16 protein-coding genes are annotated in these 19,659 nt (G+C 67.0%); 12 read left to right on the top strand and 4 right to left on the bottom strand.

The window, feature by feature from the left end; all coding sequences use genetic code 11:
• Window position 1 precedes the first annotated feature (1 nt).
• Both A9973_RS18660 and A9973_RS18665 read right to left on the bottom strand, forming a co-directional pair.
• On the bottom strand, window positions 2-1,132 hold the full coding sequence (locus A9973_RS18660; protein WP_183015197.1) for an efflux RND transporter periplasmic adaptor subunit: 1,131 nt from the start codon (window positions 1,130-1,132) through the stop codon (window positions 2-4).
• A 160-nt stretch (window positions 1,133-1,292) separates the two neighbouring features.
• Window positions 1,293-3,263: a choline BCCT transporter BetT gene (locus tag A9973_RS18665; protein WP_183015198.1), complete on the bottom strand. Its 1,971-nt coding sequence runs from the start codon at window positions 3,261-3,263 to the stop codon at window positions 1,293-1,295.
• 124 nt (window positions 3,264-3,387) lie between these two features.
• Here A9973_RS18665 and A9973_RS18670 point away from each other — a divergent pair, with 124 nt between their 5' ends.
• On the top strand, window positions 3,388-3,768 hold the full coding sequence (locus A9973_RS18670; RefSeq protein WP_183015199.1) for a VOC family protein: 381 nt from the start codon (window positions 3,388-3,390) through the stop codon (window positions 3,766-3,768).
• Here A9973_RS18670 and A9973_RS18675 read toward each other — a convergent pair.
• Window positions 3,765-4,388, bottom strand: a complete 624-nt coding sequence (locus tag A9973_RS18675) for a TetR/AcrR family transcriptional regulator (RefSeq protein WP_183015200.1) — start codon at window positions 4,386-4,388, stop codon at window positions 3,765-3,767. The genes A9973_RS18670 and A9973_RS18675 overlap by 4 nt on opposite strands.
• A gap of 130 nt (window positions 4,389-4,518) precedes the next feature.
• Here A9973_RS18675 and A9973_RS18680 point away from each other — a divergent pair, with 130 nt between their 5' ends.
• The 3 genes from A9973_RS18680 to A9973_RS18690 are packed head-to-tail and all read left to right on the top strand — an operon-like array spanning window position 4,519 to window position 10,342.
• On the top strand, window positions 4,519-5,706 hold the full coding sequence (locus tag A9973_RS18680) for an efflux RND transporter periplasmic adaptor subunit (protein WP_370539503.1): 1,188 nt from the start codon (window positions 4,519-4,521) through the stop codon (window positions 5,704-5,706).
• Entirely contained in the window at window positions 5,703-8,867 is a 3,165-nt protein-coding gene (locus A9973_RS18685; RefSeq protein ID WP_183015201.1) for an efflux RND transporter permease subunit, read from the top strand. The genes A9973_RS18680 and A9973_RS18685 overlap by 4 nt, the downstream gene beginning before the upstream one ends.
• A 2-nt stretch (window positions 8,868-8,869) precedes the next feature.
• The gene (locus A9973_RS18690; protein WP_183015202.1) at window positions 8,870-10,342 is read left to right on the top strand and encodes an efflux transporter outer membrane subunit; all 1,473 of its coding nucleotides are present in this window, start codon (window positions 8,870-8,872) and stop codon (window positions 10,340-10,342) included.
• A 72-nt stretch (window positions 10,343-10,414) separates the two neighbouring features.
• Here the strand turns inward: A9973_RS18690 and A9973_RS18695 are convergent, their stop codons facing one another.
• Entirely contained in the window at window positions 10,415-11,185 is a 771-nt protein-coding gene (locus tag A9973_RS18695; RefSeq protein ID WP_183015203.1) for an IclR family transcriptional regulator, read from the bottom strand.
• A gap of 222 nt (window positions 11,186-11,407) precedes the next feature.
• Between A9973_RS18695 and A9973_RS18700 the strand changes: the two genes are divergently transcribed.
• From A9973_RS18700 to A9973_RS18735, 8 genes are all read left to right on the top strand, one after another.
• Window positions 11,408-12,427, top strand: a complete 1,020-nt coding sequence (locus A9973_RS18700; protein WP_183015204.1) for a tripartite tricarboxylate transporter substrate binding protein — start codon at window positions 11,408-11,410, stop codon at window positions 12,425-12,427.
• Complete coding sequence (locus A9973_RS18705; RefSeq protein ID WP_183015205.1) at window positions 12,427-13,311, top strand: polysaccharide deacetylase family protein; 885 nt, start codon at window positions 12,427-12,429, stop codon at window positions 13,309-13,311. The genes A9973_RS18700 and A9973_RS18705 overlap by 1 nt, the downstream gene beginning before the upstream one ends.
• Window positions 13,308-14,078: a polysaccharide deacetylase family protein gene (locus A9973_RS18710; RefSeq protein ID WP_183015206.1), complete on the top strand. Its 771-nt coding sequence runs from the start codon at window positions 13,308-13,310 to the stop codon at window positions 14,076-14,078. Before A9973_RS18705 ends, A9973_RS18710 begins: the two co-directional genes overlap by 4 nt.
• Window positions 14,079-14,205: 127 nt before the next feature.
• Window positions 14,206-15,342, top strand: a complete 1,137-nt coding sequence (locus A9973_RS18715) for a C45 family peptidase (RefSeq protein WP_183015207.1) — start codon at window positions 14,206-14,208, stop codon at window positions 15,340-15,342.
• A 35-nt stretch (window positions 15,343-15,377) separates the two neighbouring features.
• Window positions 15,378-16,940 carry an ABC transporter substrate-binding protein gene (locus A9973_RS18720; RefSeq protein ID WP_183015208.1) on the top strand — a complete coding sequence of 521 codons (1,563 nt, stop codon included), beginning with the start codon at window positions 15,378-15,380 and terminating at the stop codon, window positions 16,938-16,940.
• Between the two features lie 608 nt (window positions 16,941-17,548).
• Entirely contained in the window at window positions 17,549-18,187 is a 639-nt protein-coding gene (locus A9973_RS18725; protein WP_183015209.1) for a GntR family transcriptional regulator, read from the top strand.
• A 1-nt stretch (window position 18,188) separates the two neighbouring features.
• Window positions 18,189-18,686 carry an ureidoglycolate lyase gene (locus A9973_RS18730; protein ID WP_370539504.1) on the top strand — a complete coding sequence of 166 codons (498 nt, stop codon included), beginning with the start codon at window positions 18,189-18,191 and terminating at the stop codon, window positions 18,684-18,686.
• Between the two features lie 24 nt (window positions 18,687-18,710).
• Window positions 18,711-19,637 (top strand): allantoinase PuuE, encoded by a 927-nt coding sequence (locus tag A9973_RS18735; RefSeq protein ID WP_183015211.1) that lies wholly within the window; start codon window positions 18,711-18,713, stop codon window positions 19,635-19,637.
• Window positions 19,638-19,659: the final 22 nt, after the last annotated feature.

Raw genomic sequence — 19,659 nt, forward strand, 5'->3', positions numbered from 1 at the left:
GTTACTTGGCCCGCGCCACGGCTTGCCGCGCGTCATCCAGCGCCACGGTGTCGGTGGCGATGATGTCGACCGCCGCGCCGTTGTGCAGGCGCAACTGGCCGGACGTCACGACCTGGTCGCCGGCGTCCAGGCCTTCCGTCACGACGACCCGGCCGCGCGCGCGCTCGGCCGTCTTCACATAGGCTTGCCGCACGGTGGGGGCCGCGCCCTGCTGGTCCGCCGCAGGCGGCGTCAGGACATAGACGGAGTCGCCATAGGCGCTGTAGCTGACCGCAGTTTCCGGCACGGTGATCACGCCGGGCCGGTCGGGCAGGCCGATGCGGCCGTGCGCGAACATGCCGGCGGCCAGGGCGCCGTCGGCATTGGGCAACGTGGCCTGCACCCGCACGATGCGCGACCCCGGGTCCACCTGGGGCTCGACCGTGGTGACCTGGCCGGCGAACTCGCGCCCGGCATGGGCGTCCACTGTCACGGTGACAGGCTGGCCGGCGCGCAACGCGCCCAGCGCCTGCTCGGGCAAGGTGATGTTGGCGTACAGCGTGGTCGCGTCGGTCAACGACACCAGCGCGTCGCCCGCCTTGGCGAACTGGCCCAGATTGACGCGGCGCACGCCCAGCACGCCGTCGAACGGCGCCTTGACACGCTTTTGCTCGATCACCGCCTGCACCCGCTTGATGTCGGCGGCGGCCTGGTCATAGTCGGCCTGCGCCTGGTCCAGCTGTTCGCGCGTGGCGGCCTGCTGCGGCAACAGGCGGCGCGTGCGTTCCAGCAGCGTCCGCGCATTGCGCGCCTGGGCTTGCAGGCGGGCCAGTTCGCCTTGTTCCGGCGCGTCGTTCATCTGCACCAGCAGTTGGCCGGCCGCTACGCGCTGCCCGGCCGTGAACAGGATCTGCGTGACACGGCCGTCCACTTCGGCCGGCACCTGCACCTGGCGCGTGGCCTCCAGGGATCCGATGCCGGTCAGCGCCACCGGGAAGTCCGCCCGCACCGCGGGCGCCACCGCCACCTTGGCCGGCGGCATCGCCCAACCGCCCTTTTGCGACGGCCCGCTGAACTTCCAGACCAGCCCACCTCCCGCCACCACCGCCAGCACGACGATGCCCGCCGCCCATGCCCCTGATTTCGCCTTCATGATTTGCTCTCTATTTATCCAAGAATATACTTGGATAATCTATGATTCCGGCGAATCCGTCAAAGCGGCTAAAGCAATGACCGGCATAGCGGCTGCCTATGGGCGAAAAAAAACCGCCGGACGCGCCCGGCGGTTTCGATGCGAAGCGGCGTGCCCGCTGCTAGGTCCGTACCATGTGCAGGTAGTGGCGATGGCGCTCGTATTGGTCCAGGATGTCGCCGATGACGGCGTCCCGGCTCCAGCCCATGATGTCGTAGTCCTGCCCGCCTTCGCGCAGGTGGACTTCGGCGCGGAAGTATTTGCGCTCTTCCTCGTCGGCGGCCTCGTCCGGCGTCAGGCTGGGGCGCACGAAGGCCTCGGGCTGCACGGCATACGAGAAATCCAGGTGCTCGCCATGGGATACCTCGAGGACGGCGCTGCCGTCGCTCTCGTTTTCCCGGACCTCGACGGCATAGCCCTGCTTGCGCAGTTCGTCGGCCACGTCTTCCAGCGCCGGGCGCACGACGTCGCTGATGAAGCGCTGCACGTGGGCGCGGCGCGGCATCATGACCATGTTGCGCAGGCGGCGTTCCCAGGACTGCCCGCCGCGCGCCGGGCGCGACAAGGTCAGCGACTGGTACCGGATGCCGCGCTTGGTCGCGTCCAGCTTCAGCGCCTTGAACAGCCCCCACAGCGACAGCAGCAGGATGACGGAGAACGGCAAGGCGCTTGCGATCGTGGCCGTCTGCAACGCGGTCAGGCCGTCCGCCAACAGCAGCGCGATCGCCACCGCCCCCATCAGCAGCGACCAGAAGATGCGCTGCCACACCGGCGTGCGGTCCGACCCGCCGGACGCCAGCAAGTCCACCACCAGCGCCCCCGAGTCGGCCGAGGTGACGAAGAACACCGCCACCATCACGATGGCGACGATCGACAGGACCCCGCTCCAGGGCAAGTGTTCAAGAAAGGCGAACAGGGCCAGCGATGAATCGGCTTCCACCACTTCCGCGAAGCCCTGCACCTTGTCCACCAGGATCATGTGGATGGCCGTGTCACCGAACACCGTCATCCAGAACAGGGTGAAGCCGGCCGGCACCAGCAGCACGCCGGTCACGAATTCGCGGATGGTGCGGCCGCGCGAGATGCGCGCGATGAAGAGGCCCACGAACGGCGACCACGCGATCCACCAGCCCCAATAGAACAGCGTCCAGCCGCCGATCCAGTCGGTGGGCTCGTAGGCGTAGAGGTTGAAGGTCTTGTTGACGATGTCGGACAGGTAGGCACCGGTGTTCTGCACGAACGTCTGGAACAGGAACACGGTGGGCCCGACGATCAGCACGAACAGCAGCAGCACCCCCGCCAGCACCAGATTGGTCTCGGACAGGATGCGGACGCCCTTGTCCAGGCCGCTTGCGACCGAGATCGTGGCCAGCCCGCAGGTGATGACGATCAGGATGATCTGCGTGGTCACGCCCACCGGAACGCCGAACAGGTGGTTCAGCCCGCTGTTGATCTGCGCCACGCCCAGCCCCAGCGACGTCGCCACGCCCAGCACCGTGCCGATGATGGCGAAGATGTCGACGGCATGGCCGATCGGCCCGTGGATGCGGTTGCCGATCAGCGGATACAGCGCGGAACGCAGCGTCAGCGGCAGTCCGTGGCGATAACTGAAGAACGCCAGGATCAGCGCCACCACCGCGTAGATGGCCCAGGCGTGCAGGCCCCAATGGAAGAACGTGATCTTCATGGCTTCGCGCGCGGCGATCGCCGTCGCGCCCTCGCCCACCGGCGGCGACATGAAGTGCATCACCGGTTCGGCCACGCCGAAGAACATCAGGCCGATGCCCATGCCCGCGGAAAACAGCATCGCGAACCAGGTGAAATTGCGGTAGTCCGGTTCGCTGTGGTCCGGCCCCAGCTTGATGTCGCCGTACCGGCTGACGGCCAGGAACACCACGGCCAGCAGGATGATCGCAACGACCAGGATGTAGAACCAGCTGGCGTTGCCCAGGATCCAGCCTTGCACCGATTCGAAGAGGCTTTGCGCCGACTTCGGCGCGAAGATCGCGAATCCCACCAGCAGCAGCGTGAAGATGGCGGCCGGGAAGAACACGGGCCGATTGATCGTGGATGGTCGGGTTTCTGAAGTCATGCTGCCGCTCCTTTCGCCCGAGGGTTGGAAAAACCGGCGCAGGCCCCCTCAGTCTGGCTGCACGCCGCAGGTATTACTATCACGCCCAGCGTAGGGCTGACAATCTGAAATCACGGAGAAGCGCATGATCGATCATCTTGACCATCTGGTCCTGACCTGCACCGACCCCGACGCCACAGTGGACTTCTACACCCGCATCCTGGGCATGCGCCTGGAAACCTTCGGCGCGGGCCGCCAGGCGTTGCGATTCGGCAACCAGAAGATCAACCTGCATGTGCGCGGCCACGAGTTCGAACCCAAGGCGCACTTGCCGGTGCCGGGCGCACTGGACCTTTGCTTTATCGCCGACCGGCCCCTGGACGAGGTGATCGCCCGGTTGAACGAGGCAGGCGCCACGATCATCGAAGGCCCGGTGCCGCGCACCGGCGCCACCGGCAAGATCCGGTCAGTGTATCTGCGCGATCCGGACCTGAATCTGATCGAGATTTCGGAACTACTAGGCTAATTGGGCGGCGCGTCGCCGAACACCACGCGGCGGAAGAATCCCGCCAGCACGGCTTCGGTCATTTCCAGCGTGACGCCCTGCGGATCGAAGGCGTAGCTGAACTGCATGCCGTCCGACAGGGCCAGCAAGCCCACGGCCAGCTGCTCGGCCGGCATCGGCAGCGGCGTGCCCACGTGGGCGGAAAACTGGCGGACGTATTCCGTGGTGGCGGCGCGCAGTTCGCGCAGGCAGTCCGTGAAACCGACCCGGAACTCCGGGTCGCGCGCGGCCTGCAGCTTGCCTTCCATCCAGAGCAGGAAGCAATCGTTTTCGCGGTAGTGCGTGCTGTAGTACTCCAGCACGCGCGCCTCCATTTGCGGACGCGATTCGCCGTCTTCGAAGATGGCGCGCATGTCGGCCATCACTTTTTCGTGGTCGCGCCGGAGCAGCTGCAGGAACAGTTCTGACTTGCTGCCGAAATTGGAATAGAAGGCCCCGCGCGTGTACCCCGCCAATTCGGCGATGTCTTCGACGCTGGCGGCCACAAAGCCCTTGCTGAGAAAAACCGATTGCGCGGCGTCGAACAGGCGCTGGCGCGTCTGGTCTCGGCTTTGCTCGCGGGTAAGGCGGATTTTTGACATGGCGCGAGTTTAGCACTGGCCATCATTCCAAATACAATGTTGTATCTGAATTCATAGTTGGATTAGAATCCAGGCCGTATCGAGTCTGACTCGCCCCTCTTTTGCCCCTTTCCGCGCCGCGAGGTGTTTCGTGAATTGTCCAGGCCCTTGCGCGCATCCCGCCGCGCACGACCTTGCCGCCGCCGCGGCATTGCCCTCTTCCACTCCCCGCCGCTGGACGCGCCGGCTAGCCTTGCCGGCCGCCCTGGCGCTGGCCGTGGCCCTGTCGGGCTGCGGCCGCAAAGACGCGCCCGCCCCCGCGCCGCGCCCGGTGGTGGCCATGCCGGCCCAGGCCGACGAACGCCTGCCGGCCTGGACCCTGCCGGGCGAGGTGCAGGCCCGCTACAGCACGCCGTTGTCGTTCCGCGTGGGCGGCAAGATCATCGAACGCCAAGTGAGGCTGGGCGACAGCGTCACCCCGGGCCAGGTCGTGGCCAAGCTGGACCCGGCCGACGCGACCAAGAACGCGGCCGCCGCGAAGGCCCAGTTGTCGGCGGCCCAGCATCAGCTGGACTATGCGCGCCAGCAATTGGACCGCGACCGCGCCCAAGCGCGCGAAAACCTGATCGCGGCGAACCAGCTTGAACAGACCCGCAACGCCTACGCCTCGGCGCTGGCCTCGCGGGACCAGGCCGCGCAGCAGGCGGCGCTGTCGGCCGACCAGTTGAAATACACCACTCTGCAAGCCGACCACGCGGGCGTCATCACCGCGGAACAGGCCGACACCGGCCAGAACGTGGCGGCAGGCACGCCCGTCTACCAATTGGCATGGTCCGGCGACATCGACGCCATCTGCGACGTGCCCGAAAGCGTGCTGGCGGGGCTGACCGTGGGCCAGCGCGCCAGCGTCACGCTGGGCCCGCTGCCGGGCAAGACCTTTACCGCCGTGCTGCGCGAAATCGCGCCCGCGGCCGATCCCCAAAGCCGCACCTACCGCGTCAAGCTCACGCTGGAGTCACCCTCGCCGGAGGTCCGGCTGGGCATGACCGCCAACATCAGCTTCGACAACCGCGGCCTGGACGGCCAGGCGACCTACACGGTGCCGGCCACCGCGCTGTTCCATGACGGCAAGGAACCCGCGGTCTGGGTCGTCAAGCCCCAGGAAGACACGCTGGAGCTGCGCCGCGTGCAGGTGCTGCGCTACGACGCGCGCTCCGTCACGTTGTCCGGCGGCGTCCAGGCCGGCGAACGCCTGGTGTGGCAAGGCGTGCACACCGTGTCCGCCGGCGAAAAGGTGCGCGCGGTGCCGCCGCTGCACCCCGAGGACTTCGCGTCATGAGCGCGCCGGATCGAGAACCTGGCCACAGCCACGAAGAAGGCAAATTCAACCTGTCGGCCTGGGCGCTGCGCCACCAGCCGCTGGTGATCTTCATCATTGCGCTGGTCACGCTGTTCGGCGTGCTGTCGTATTCCAAGCTGGCGCAGTCCGAAGACCCGCCCTTCACCTTCCGCGTCATGGTCATCAAGACCCTTTGGCCGGGTGCGACCGCGCAGCAGGTGCAGGAACAGGTCACCGACCGCATCGGCAAGAAGCTCCAGGAGACCCCCAACACGGACTTCCTGCGCAGCTACTCGCGCCCCGGCGAATCGCTGATCTTCTACACCATGAAGGATTCGGCGCCCGCCAGCACGGTGGCCGAACAGTGGTATCAGGTACGCAAGAAAGTCGGCGACATCCAGGCCACGCTGCCCCAGGGCGTGCAGGGCCCGTTCTTCAACGACGAGTTCGGCGACGTCTACACCAATATCTATACCCTGCACGGCGACGGCTTCTCGCCCGCGCAGCTGCATGACTATGCGGACAAGCTGCGCACGGTGCTGCTGCGCGTGCCGGGCGTGGCCAAGGTCGACTACTTCGCCGACCAGCCCGAACACGTCTACATCGAAATTTCGAACACGCAGTTGTCCCGTCTGGGCGTGTCGCCGCAGCAGATCGCCCAGGCGATCAATACGCAGAACGCGGTGGCCGGCGCCGGCACGTTGACGACGGCCGACGACCGCATCTTCGTGCGCCCCACCGGCCAGTTCGAGAATAGCCGCGCGCTGGCAGACACGCTGATCCGCGTGAACGGAAAATCGATCCGGCTGGGCGACATCGCCACGATCCACCGCGGCTACGACGACCCGCCCATCGAACAGATGCGCGCGGCCGGCAACCCCGTGCTGGGCATCGGCATCACCATGCAGCCCGGCCAGGACGTGGTGCGCCTGGGCAAATCCCTGGGCACGACCTTTGACAAGCTGAAGGCGGAACTACCGGCCGGCCTGACGCTGACCGAAGTGTCCAGCATGCCGCAGGCGGTATCGCGTTCCGTCGACGACTTCCTGCGCTCCGTCGCGGAAGCCGTCGCCATTGTGCTGATCGTCAGCCTGGTGTCGCTGGGCCTGCGCACGGGCATGGTAGTGGTGATTTCGATCCCGGTGGTGCTGGCCGTCACGGCCCTGTTCATGGACGTGTTCGGCATCGGGCTGCACAAGGTATCGCTGGGCACCCTGGTGCTGGCGCTGGGCCTGCTGGTGGACGACGCCATCATCGCCGTCGAAATGATGTCGGTAAAGCTGGAGCAAGGCTGGAGCCGCGCCCGGGCCGCCGCATACGCCTACACCAGCACCGCCTTCCCCATGCTGACCGGCACGCTGGTCACGGTGGCGGGCTTCCTGCCTATCGCGCTGGCCAAGTCCAGCACCGGCGAGTACACGCGGTCGATCTTCCAGGTGTCCGCCATCGCGTTGATCACGTCGTGGTTCGCCGCCGTGGTGCTGATCCCGCTGCTGGGCTACCGGCTGTTGCCCGAACGCAAGCGTGAAGCGCATCTGCCGCACGACCACGAACACGATATCTACAACACCCGCTTCTACCAGCGTCTGCGCGGCTGGGTGGCGTGGTGCGTGGACCGGCGCTATCGGGTGCTGGCGGCCACCGTACTGATCTTCGTCGTGTCGATGGCGGGCTTCAAGCTGGTGCCGCAGCAGTTCTTCCCCAGCTCGGACCGCACCGAACTGCTGGTGGACGTGCGCCTGCAGGAAGGCGCGTCGTTCGCCGCCACGCTGCGCCAGGTGGAGCGCCTGGAAAAAGCGCTGGACGGCCGGCCCGAGATCGACCATTCGGTCAGTTTCGTGGGCACGGGTGCGCCGCGTTTCTACCTGCCGCTGGACCAGCAGCTGGCCACGCCAAACTTCGCCCAGCTGGTCATCACCGCCCATTCGGTGGAAGACCGTGAAAAGCTGGCGCAATGGCTGGCGCCGATGCTGCGCGAGGAATTCCCCGCCATCCGCACGCGCCTGTCGCGGCTTGAAAACGGGCCGCCCGTGGGCTACCAGGTGCAGTTCCGCGTCAGCGGCGACAAGATCCCCGATGTGCGCGCCGTAGCCGAGAAGGTCGCCGCCGAAGTCCGCGCCGATAGCCGTTCGGTGAACGTGCAGTTCGATTGGGACGAGCCCTCGGAACGTTCGGTGCGCTTCGAGATCGACCAGCAGAAGGCGCGCGAACTGGGCATCAGTTCCAGCGACATCTCCGACTTCCTGGCCATGACCCTGTCGGGCTACAACGTGACGCAATACCGCGAACGCGACAAGCTGATCACCGTCAGCCTGCGCGCGCCAAGCGACGAACGCGTCGACCCCGCCCGCCTGGCCACGCTGGCCATGCCCACGCCCAACGGCCCCGTGCCGCTGGGCAGCCTGGGCCAGGTGCGCTACGACCTGGAATACGGCGTCATCTGGGAACGCGACCGCCAGCCCACCATCACGGTGCAGGCCGACGTGACCAGCGGGTCGCAGGGCATCGACGTCACCCACGCCATCGACAAGAAGCTGGACGCGATCCGCGCCGAGCTGCCGGTTGGCTACCGCATCGAAGTGGGCGGCCCGGTCGAGGAAAGCGGCAAGGGCCAGTCGTCCATCAACGCGCAGATGCCGCTGATGGCGGTGGCCGTGCTGACCCTGCTGATGGTGCAGCTGCAAAGCTTCGCGCGGGTGTTGATGGTGGTGCTGACGGCGCCCCTGGGGCTGATCGGCGTGGTCGCGGCGCTGCTGCTGTTCGGCAAGCCCTTCGGCTTTGTCGCCATGCTGGGCGTGATCGCCATGTTCGGCATCATCATGCGCAATTCCGTGATCCTGGTGGACCAGATCGAGCAGGACATCCTGAACGGCCACAAGCGCGTGGACGCGATCGTCGGCGCCACGGTGCGGCGCTTCCGCCCCATTGTGCTGACGGCTGCGGCCGCGGTGCTGGCCCTGATCCCGCTGTTGCGCAGCAATTTCTTCGGCCCCATGGCGACGGCGTTGATGGGCGGCATCACCAGCGCCACCGTGCTGACGCTGTTCTTCCTGCCCGCGCTGTATGCGGCCTGGTTCCGCGTGCGCCACGACGAACGCGACGAACCGGAAGGCGTGCCGCCCGGCGCCAACGCCGCCGACACGCTGCAACGAGGAGCCTGACGATGATGACCCTTCCCCCCCGTTTGGCCAGACTGCCGCTGGCGCTGCCGCTGATCCTGGTGCTGGGCGCCTGCGCCTTCGCCCCCGACAGCAAGCCGCCCGCGGTGGCGTCGCCCGCGCAGTACGGCGTGGAACCCGCGCCCGCTGCCGGCGCCGCTGCGCAAGGCGTAGCGCAACGTTTCGAGCCGGGCGCGCGTCCCGTGCCCGAATGGTGGAAACGCTATGGCTCCGGCGCGTTGGACGCGCTGGTGGAAGAAGGCCTGGCCAACAGCCCCAACCTGGCCGCGGCGGAACGCAACCTGGCCGGCGCGCGCGAGCAACTGCGCGCGCAGGTCAATTCGTCCTTGCTGCCGTCCGTGGACGCGGGTGTCAACGGCAAGCGCAACCGCGCGCTGACCATGCCGAACCTGCCCGAGCCCACGGCGCTCTACAACGTCTTCACCGGGCAGATCCAGGCCACCTACGACCTGGACCTGTTCGGCGCCGCGCGCTTCGCCAACGCCTCGCTGGCGGCGCAGGTCGAACAGCAGGCGTTCCAGCTGGAGTCCGCCCGCCGGTCCCTGGCCGGCAACATCGTCACCGGCGCCATCACGTCGGCGTCGCTGGCCGAACGCGTGGCCCTGACGGAAAAGCAGGTGGTGCTGCTGCGGCAGGTGGCGCGCGATACGCAGCGCCGCTATGAATTGGGATCGGCATCGCAGAACGATGCGCTGGACGCCGACCAGGACGCCGCCACGATGGAGGCGTCGCTGCCCGGCCTGCGCGCGCAATGGCACGCGACCCGCCATGCGCTGGCCGTGCTGCTGGGCCGCAGCCCCGATCAGGCCCCGGAAGACCTGGCTTTCAGCATGTTGGCGGTACCGGCGCAGGTGCCGGTGGTGGTGCCGTCGGAATTGCTGGCGTCGCGCCCGGACGTGCTGGTCGCCGATGCCGTGGTGCAGGCCGCCGCCGCCGATGTGGGCGTGGCCACCGCGCAGTTGTTCCCCAGCCTGTCGCTATCGGCGTCCATGGGCAAAGGCGGCTTCAGCTGGCCGTCCGCGCTGTCGGGCGCGGGATCGATCTGGGCTATCGGCGCATCGCTCACGCAACCCATCTTCCACGGCGGCGCGCTGCTGGCCGAACGCCGCGCGGCCCAGGAACGCTATCAGGCCGCGGTGCTGCAATACAAGCAGACGGTGCTGACCGCATTCCAGGATGTGGCCGACACCTTGTCGCGCCTGGACGCCGACGGGCAGGCGCTGGCGTCGGCCGAAGCCTCGCGGCGGGCGGCCGAACAGTCCTACCGCAACACGGCCAGCCGGGTGCGGCTGGGCGCGCTGGCGCCCTACACGGAATACGCGGCCGAGCAGCATTACGTGGCGGCGCGGCTGCGCGAACTGGAATACGCCAATGCCCGGATGACCGAAACCGCGGCGCTGTTCCAGGCCATGGGTTCGCCCGCGCGGGCGCCGGAGACCGCCGCCCGACAGCCCTGACCGGGTCTGCCATCGCCACTCTGCCCCCGCCTCTGGCCCGATCCCGTCCGGCTGGAAACAGGCCCTCGGCGCCTACGGCGCGGGGGCCTGTTCTTTCATGCGCGCGGCCAACGCCAACGATTCGATGCGGCGGGCGGCGGACTGCAGCAGCGCCGTCGTCTTGTCCTGCGCGATCGTGTTCAACCGGGTCGCCAGGAACGTGACCGTCAACGCGCCGAAGATGCGGCGGTCTTCCTGGAACACCGGCACCGCGATGCCCGCCCGCTCGGGCGAGATCTCCCCCACTCCCAGATAGGCGCCCTGCACGCGGATCGTGTCCAGCTTCGCCGTGAATTCGCCCAGGGTGTCGCCCAGGCCCAGCGCGCGGACTTCGTCCGTATGCGCCTCGTACAGCTTGCGCTGGTCCTTGCGCGGCAGGAACGCCACGATGGTCTTGGCCGTGGCGCCGCGGAACAAAGGATGCGCGCGGCCGCGGCCGTGCGGGATGCCCAGTTCGTCGGGGCCGCGTTCGTGGTGGATATTCAGGATGCGCAAGCCATGGATCACGCTGAGCAGCACGTCTCCGCCCACCTGATCGACCACCTCTCGCATGATCGGCCGCGCCACGGCCAGCACCGGGTCGCCATCGATGATCAAGTGATCCAGTTCGATGATGCGGGGGCCCAGCTTGTAGCCGCCGCCCGTCATGCGCAGCAGATAGCCCAGGTCGGACAGGTCGCGGATGTAGCGGTAGCCCGTAGGGGCCGAATACGCCAGGCGGGAAATGATGTCTTCGGCCGTAAGCACCGGAGTGTCTAGGCTGAAGAGGTCAAGAATCGCCAGGGCTCGCTTCAGGGTGGACATGGGGTCTTTGGGCAAGGAACAACGCGGGACCGGCGCAGCGTATCACAGCGTTCCGCCCCGCCGCCGCGCCTCATGAAGGCAATCTATCGGCATCGCGGCCCGCAGCAGACTTGAGCTATCGTCTTTCCTGTTTTTATCATTTATAGATAAATACTAATTGGTAAGTATGATTTTTTATCGAATAATGATATCCAACTAAAAGCAGAACCCAAGGGGAAAACCATGAAGCAGTCACGCAGCAGCAATGAACCGCACGGCGGCGTCAGCCGCCGGCAATTCCTGACGGCCTCTGCCGCGGCCCTGGCCGGCGCGGCGGTCGCCCGGCCCGGCCAAGCCTGGGCGGCGGACTACCCGGCGCGCGCCATCCAGTTCATCGTGCCCTTTCCCGCCGGCGGCGGCACCGATCTGGTGGCCCGGCCGCTGGCGCAGGGCATCGGCGAAGCGCTCAAGCAAAGCGTGGTCGTCATCAACAAGGGCGGGGCCGCGGGCAATATCGGCACCCAGCAGGCCGCGCGCTCGGCCCCCGACGGCTACACGGTGGCGCTGGGTTCCACCGGCACGCACACCGTGAACCAGAGCCTGTACGAGAATATCGGCTACGACCCAGTCAAGGACTTCGAACCGGTGTCGATGGTCTGCTACTACAACAACGTGCTGGTCGTGCATCCGTCGTTTCCGGCGCGGACCCTGCAGGAACTGGTCGCCCTCATCAAGGCCAACCCGGGCAAGTATTTCTACGGCATCACGCAGAACGGCAGTTCGGCGCATCTGGCCATGGAACTGCTGAAGGCCACGGCCGGGCTGGACCTGCCCGGCGTGCCGTACAAGGGCGCGGCGGCGGCGGTCAACGATTTCCTGGGCGGGCAGTTCCCCATCCTGATGGACGTGGTGATCAACCAGCAGCAATTCATCCACGGCGGCAAGTCGCGCCCGTTGGCGGTGACATCCGCGCAGCGCGCGCAGGCGCTGCCGGACGTGCCCACCGTGGCCGAGTCCGGCTTCCCCGGCTATCAGGCCATCGGCTGGAACGGCGTGTTCGTGCCCGCGGGCACGCCGGCCGCCATCGTCAGGACGCTGAACAGCGCAGTGCAAAGCGCGCTCAAGCAGCCCGCGCTGGCGCAACTGACGCAAAACGGGTTGGAGCTGCATGGCGGCACGCCCGAAGAACTGGGCCGCTTCGTCGCCAGCGAAAGCGAGAAGTGGCGCGCCCTGATCAAAAACGCCGACATCAAGGCCACCTGATGCAACGATTCCCCTACGGCGCGGCGGTCCGCGCCGACGACAACCCCTGGCTGCCGCTGGACCGCGAACTGCGGGCGCAAGGCTTGCGTGCCGCCGGCGCGGCGCCGGTGCGCGCCGTGGTCTGCGTCACCGTCCACGTGGACGGCCCGGCCGTCGAAGTCGGCCGCAAGCAATTCCCGGCAGGCCCGTACACGGCCGGCCGCTACGCCATCCGGCGCGGCGTGCCCCGGCATCTGGAGATCCTGGCGCGGCACCGCATGCCCGCCACCTTCTTCGCCTGCGGCTACGACGTCGAACACTACCCCGCCCCCTTCCACGCCATCCTGGCCGCCGGCCATGAAATCGCCGCGCACGGCTATCTGCACGAGGCCTGGGACCTGGGCGACGAGGAACCCGCGCTGTTGGCGAAAACGCACCGGATCATCCAGCAGGAACTGGGCGTGACGCCGGCGGGCTGGTGTTCGCCGTCCGGGCGCAAGAGCCATCGCACCTTGCCGGTGCTACGCCAGTTGGGCTACCGCTATGACGCCAGCGAAAAAGACCAGGACCGGCCTTACCTGGCCGACGGCGACGACGGCTTCATCATGCTGCCCAACAACACCGTGTCGCTGGACGACTATCCGTTCTACTTCTCGGGCCACAGCCTGGCCGCCGAAGCCTGCGACAACTGGATCCAGGAATTCGAGGCCCTGCGCCAGGCCGAAGGCTATGTCCACCTGACCGTGCATCCCAAGGCGGCCGGCGGTTCCGGCACGCCCGCCCGCGCCGCCGCCCTGGACCGATTCCTGGGCCATGTCGCGGCCCAGCCCGACGTGCACGTCATGACGCTGGAAGCGCTGGCCCGCCACTGCCTGGCCCACCCCGACAACTGGAGACGCGCATGACCGCCCCCAAGACCGTGCTGGTCACCCTGAACGTGCAAGGCATCGGCCCCGAAGCCGCGACCCAGCCCGAAGCTGCGCTGCACGGGCGCGACGCGCATGGCCGCTATGCCTACGGCGGGGGCCTTGCCCGCGTGCTGGACATGCTGCGACGCCAAGGCATCCGCGCCACGCTCTTCTGGCCGGTATTCGAAGCCGAGCGCTGCCGCGATCTGCTGGAGCAAAGCCTGCGCGACGGGCATGAAGCCGCCTCGCAGGGCAATGCCTTCGAAGATCTGAGCACGTTGGGCGATCGCGAAGGCGAGGTGCTGGAACGCGCCCGCGACCGCCTGGCCCAATTGACGGGCGCCACGCCGCTAGGCTTCCGCTACACCGGCAGCGCTTTCTCGGCGTGCACCGTGCCGTTGCTGCGGCAACTGGGCTACCGCTACGACAGCAGCGCGATCGATGACGACGCCCCCTACGCCCTGGACGCCGACGGCGGCGCGGGCATGGTCGAACTGCCCTGGAGCGAAGGCCTGTGCGACGCCACCCACTTCAGCCGCCGCGTCACCCAGGACCGCGCCTATGCGCACTGGGTGGAACAGGGCGACGCGTTGCTGGCGGCCGAGGGCTACGCCTGCCTGACCCTGCATCCGCGCGCAGACAACGGCGTCGGCCGCGCGGCGCGGCTGCAGAAAGTGGAGCAATTGCTGGAACGCTTCCGAACGGCGGGCGCCGAGTTCACCGCCTGCGGCGACCTGGCGGCGCGCGCCTTGCAAGCAGGATAAGGGCCATCAGCACCCGTAGCGCGTCATTGGGTAAACCCTGAGCAATATTGGCGCCAAAATAAGCTAACATTTTTGAAATATCGATTTCCCCTTCCGACTACACGGCGCGCGTCGCCGCTTACCGTCCATGACCCAGATCACCCAATTCCCTTTCGTATCGGTTTCCGGCACGCCCGAAGCCCGTGGCCGCTCCTATGGCCAACAAGCCGCCGACCGCGTGCGCAAAAGCGCGGCCATGTACGGCCAGACGCTGGTCGACCTGGGCTACGACGCCATGGCGCGCACCCAGCTCATCGCCCATTTCGCGCGTGAAATCGAGGACTTCGCCCCGCACTACCTGGAAGAAATGCGCGGTATCGCCGCGGGCGCCGACGTGCCGTTCGAAGACATCGTCATGGTGAACGCGCGCACCGAAGTCGTGGCCAAGGCGCGCGCTGAAAAGAAAAAGGCCGCCGAACTGGAACCGGGCGACGGCTGCACCGGCGCCCTGATCCTGCCCACGCGCTCGGCCAACGGCAACCTGATCCACGGCCAGAACTGGGACTGGCGCGCCGAATGCGCCGAAACCGCCATCGTGCTGCGCGTGCGCAACGACAACGGCCCGGACATCCTGACTTTCGTTGAAGCCGGCGGCCTGGCCCGCAGCGGCCTGAACAGCGCCGGCGTATCCATCACCGCCAACTACCTGGAATCCGACCGCGACTTCCGCCAACTGGGCGTGCCGCTGTCGCTGATCCGCCGCAAGGTGCTGGAACAGCAGCATTTCGCGCTGGCCATCAAGGCCGTCGCCACCACGCCCAAGTCGTGTTCGAACAACATCATGATCGGCATGGCCGCCGGTTTCGGCGTGGACTACGAATGCACCACCGATGAAGCCTTCCCGATCTACCCGGGCGCCGACGACCTGATCGTGCACGCCAACCACTGGGTCAGCGAAGTGGCGCTTGGCAAGCTGCGCGACACCGGTCGCGCCAGCACGCCGGAAAGCGCCTACCGCGACTGGCGCGTGCGCCGCCTGCTGAACGAGAAGACGCAACTGACGCGCGAAGACTTGAAGCGCGCGCTGTTCGACGACTTCGGCGCGCCCTATTCCGTTTGCCGCCCGCCGCGCCCCGGCAGCCACGACAACCTGTCGGCCACGGTCGCCATGGTCGTGATGGAACCCGCCGCCGGCCTGATGGAAGTGGCGCCGCTGCCCGCGCTGAACCGCACGTTCACCCGTTACAGCCTGACCGCAGAACCCGAACTGCTGGCCGCCGCCTGACCGGCAACGCGTCCGCGCAACCCGAGGAAATATCAATGACGAACCATTGTTTGCGCGCCGCGGTTGCGCTGGCGCTTGCCGGCCTGGCCGGCGCGGCCGCCGCCCAACCGGCGCCGCCGCTGCGCATCTCGCTGACGGCCGACATCCGTTCCACCGAACCTGGCGTCAACCGCGACAGCAACAGCGACGCGGTCGTGCTGCACATCGTCGAAGGCCTGGTCGCCTACGGCGAAGACGCCGAAGTGCGTCCGCTGCTGGCCAAGTCGGTCGACATCAGCCCCGACGGCAAGACCTATACGTTCAAGCTGCGCGACGGCATCACGTTCCACAACGGCAAGCCGATGACGTCGGCCGACGTGCTGTGGACCTGGCAGCACTACACCGCTGCCAATTCCGGCTGGCGCTGCGCCAGCGAATTCGACGGCCGCGGCACGGTGAAAGTCACTAGCGTGGACGCGCCCGATGCGCAGACGGTGGTCTATCACCTGGAAAAGCCCACCAGCCTGTTCCTGGCGTCGCTGGCCCGCACCGACTGCGGCGGCACCGGCATCCTGTCCAAGGATTCCGTCGGCGCGGACGGCGCCTGGATCAAGCCCATCGGCACCGGCCCGTTCGAATTGGCGGAATGGAAGCGCGGCGAATACATCCGCCTGACCAAGTTCGCCGGCTATTCGAACCTGGACGGCAAGCGCGACGGCTACACCGGATCCAAGCGTCCGCTGGTGGACGAAGTGCGCTTCATGATCGTGCCAGACGACTCCACCGCCAAGGCCGCCTTGCAGCGCGGCAACATCGACATCATCGAAGACGTGTCCAACAACGACGTCCCCGTGCTGCAAGGCACGCCGAACGTGAAGGTGGCCTACGCGCCGGTGATGAGCATGACGGCGCTGCTGCTGCAGACCAAGGATCCGGTATTGTCCAGCCCGAAGATGCGCCAGGCCCTGGCCCACGCCATCGATTACAAGCAGTTGGCCGCCGCGGTCACCGAAGGCCTGGCACAGCCCAACAATTCCATCGTGCCGCTGGTCTCGCCCTTCCATGACGCGGCCCAGAAGCAAGGCTGGGACTACGATCCCGCGCAAGCGCAGAAGCTGCTGAAGGAGGCCGGCTACAAAGGCCAGGAGCTGACGATCCTGACCACGAAGCGCTACCCGCAGTCGTATAACTCGGCCGTGATCGTGCAGGCGATGCTGCAGTCGGTGGGCATCAATGCGCAATTGTCGGTGGTGGAATGGGCGACGCAGCTGGACCGCTATAACGCGGGCACTTACCAGATGATGACGTTCCCCTATTCGGCGCGCCTGGACGCGGCGCTGAATTACGAGATGGTGACGGGCGACAAGGCCAAGCAACCGCGCAAGATCTGGGACAACCCCGAGGCCGCGAAGCTGGTGGAAGCGGCGTCCGTGGATACGGACCATGCCAAGCGGCAGGCGGCGTTCGACCAGCTGCATCAGCTGTTCCTGGCGGATGTGCCGAGCATTCCGCTTTATAACGGGCTGGATATCGGGGCTTACCGGAGCAACATCAAGGGGTATCAGCCTTGGGCGGTGAAGAAGCCGCGTGCTTGGGAAGTGGAGCGGGTGGCGCAGTAGGCTTGGTAGTGCAGGCGGTTTTTGTTGTAGGCCGCCCATCGGCGCAGCCACCCTGACGGCGCGCGCCCACGATTGCGGTCCGGAGCCTTCGCTCCGGACTGCCCCTTTGTCATCTTCGTTGCGGCCTGCGGCCGCTTCCTTCAGATTCCCTCGGGCGCATCAAGGTTGCGCGCCGTCAGGGTGGCTGCGCCGACGGGCTACCAGCGTCTTGGCTTGAGGCGCTGCTAGACCCGTGGTGGGTGGAGAGTCTTGCGTCGCCCGCCGAATTGCGGCCGCGCGGGCGGCCACAATCGGCATACATGGTTGTGGGCGTCGTGGCGGTGTCCGTCCTGCGTGTGGCGGCATGCCTAAGCAGGCGTATTTCCCTTCCTTGTGCGCGAATTCCGCCCTTTTGGGCGAATTGCCCTTTCTCCGGGCCTGTTCCGCTCCGTCCTGGGCGGAATCCCCTTCCCCTTCTTCGCCTTCCCCCGCTGATTTCGTTCGGTTCGAGTATTCGGGATACTACTGGTATCCCATTGGGATACCAATGAAGTACCGTTCAGCCATCGCATCGGCCGCAACCCGGTTTTCGGGTGGGCGGCGCCGCTTCCATTTCCTGCAACACGCTTATGAACGCTACGCAACGCACCTATCAAACGCTTCTGGACCAAATCGTTTCGCGCCGGATTCCGGCTGGCGAAGTGCTGGAAGAGCGGCGGCTGGCCGATGAACTGGACGTGTCGCGCACGCCGTTGCGCGCCGCGATGAACCGGCTGCTGGGCGAAGGCATGCTGGAGCGCCTGTCCAACGGGTCGATCGTGGTGCGGTCGTTCGGCGTGACGGATCTGCTGGAACTGCTGCAGATCCGTAGCCTCTTGGAAAGCGAGGCGGCGGCGATGGCGACGGGGCGTATTCCGGCCGAGCCGCTGGAAGGACTCCGCACGCGTCTCCAGGCCTTGCTGGACGGCCAGACGCCTGACGAAAAATCGGACTGGGAGGTCGACAACGCCCTGCATGACCTGGTTGCCGCCTATTGCGGCAACCGGAACCTGGCGTCGATGATCACCGCGACCCGCCGGCAAGTGCGGATGTGCGACGTCGAACGTTTGCCGCAGCGGCAGGTGCAAGCCCGGGAGGAACACCTGGCGATCGTGCTCGGCCTGTTGTCGGGCGATTCCGCGCGCGCGCGCCAGGCGATGGCCGCCCATCTGGAGAGCGTGCGCCGCAGCTACGTCAATTCGCTGGGATACCTTTCCCATGGCGCCTGACGTGCCGAATCCTCAACCGGTCGTGCGCGTACAGCCTCTTACCCCCGACGCGTTCGCGCCTTATGGCGAGGTGGTTGCGCACCAAGGCACGGAACGCCGCCACCACCTGACCGAGCCGATGCGGCACGGGCCGCAAGTCATGCGGCAGGCCTGCTGGGTCAGCCGCGTGAATGCCCGGGCGGCCGGTCCCGTCGTGATCGAACTGATGGAACGGCATCCGCATGCGGCCCAGACCTTCGTTCCCCTGACGGCGACGCCCTACCTTGTCGTGGTCGCGCCGACCGGGGCCGACGGCTTGCCGGATATGGCGCGGCTGGAGGCCTTTCTGGCTTCCGGCAGCCAGGGCGTGTGCTATCGCGTCGGCACCTGGCATCACGGCCTGACCGTGCTGGGCGGGCCGGCAGAATTCCTTGTCTTGATGGGCCAGACCGGCCGCGACGACGACGACGAATTCTGGCAGGCGCCGGCCCCTCATGCCGTCGTTTCCCTTCCCGATTGACTCCTCTCAGGTGGCTTGTCCGTCATGAACTTCGATCCTCCCCACTTGCGCCGCGATTTCATCGGCTATGGCGCAAATCCCCCCGATCCCCAATGGCCCGACGGGGCCCGTCTGGCGTTGAACCTGTGCATCAACTATGAAGAAGGCGGCGAGCCTTCGGTGCCGGACGGCGATGCCGAATCCGAGACCGGGCTGACCGAAGGCGGCGCGGGCGGCTTTAGCGGCCGCGACCTGGCGGCCGAGTCGATGTTCGAATACGGCAGCCGCATCGGCTTTTGGCGGGTGCACCGGCAACTGCAATCGCGCGGCATGACGGCGACGGTCTTGGGCTGCGGCCTGGCGCTGGAACGCAACCCCGAGGTCTGCGAGGCCATCCGCGCGGCGGGCTATGACGTCTGCGCGCATGGCTGGCGCTGGGAGCGGCATCAGAACCTGACGTTGGAACAGGAACGCGAGCGCATCCGCCGCACGGTGGAATCGATCACCCGTTCGGTGGGCTCGCGCCCGCTGGGCTGGTACTGCCGCTATGGCCCCAGCCTGAATACCCGCGCATTGCTCGTGGAGGAAGGCGGCTTTCTTTACGATTCCGACACCTACAACGACGAACTCCCCTACTGGACCCGGGTGGCCGATAAGCCGCACCTGCTTGTGCCCTACGGATTGGCCAACAACGACGCCAAGTTCATCCGCGGCGGCATGGCTACCGGGCAGGACCTGTTCGAGTATCTGCGCGACGCCTTCGACCTGCTTTACGAAGAAGGAGCGACGGCCCCCAAGATGATGTCCGTCGGGCTGCACCTGCGCCTGGTCGGCCAGCCCGGCCGCGCGGCCGGCCTGGCGCGCTTCCTGGACCACGTGGCCGCCCATTCCGATGTGTGGGTGTGCCGCCGCGCAGATATCGCCCGCCACTGGCACGCCTGCCATCCGCCCGCCCAGGACGCACCGCGCTGATTCGTTTTCTGCAATGACCCCG

The sequence above is a fragment of the Achromobacter sp. UMC46 genome (assembly GCF_014170335.1).
Classification (GTDB): Bacteria; Pseudomonadota; Gammaproteobacteria; order Burkholderiales; family Burkholderiaceae_B; genus Achromobacter.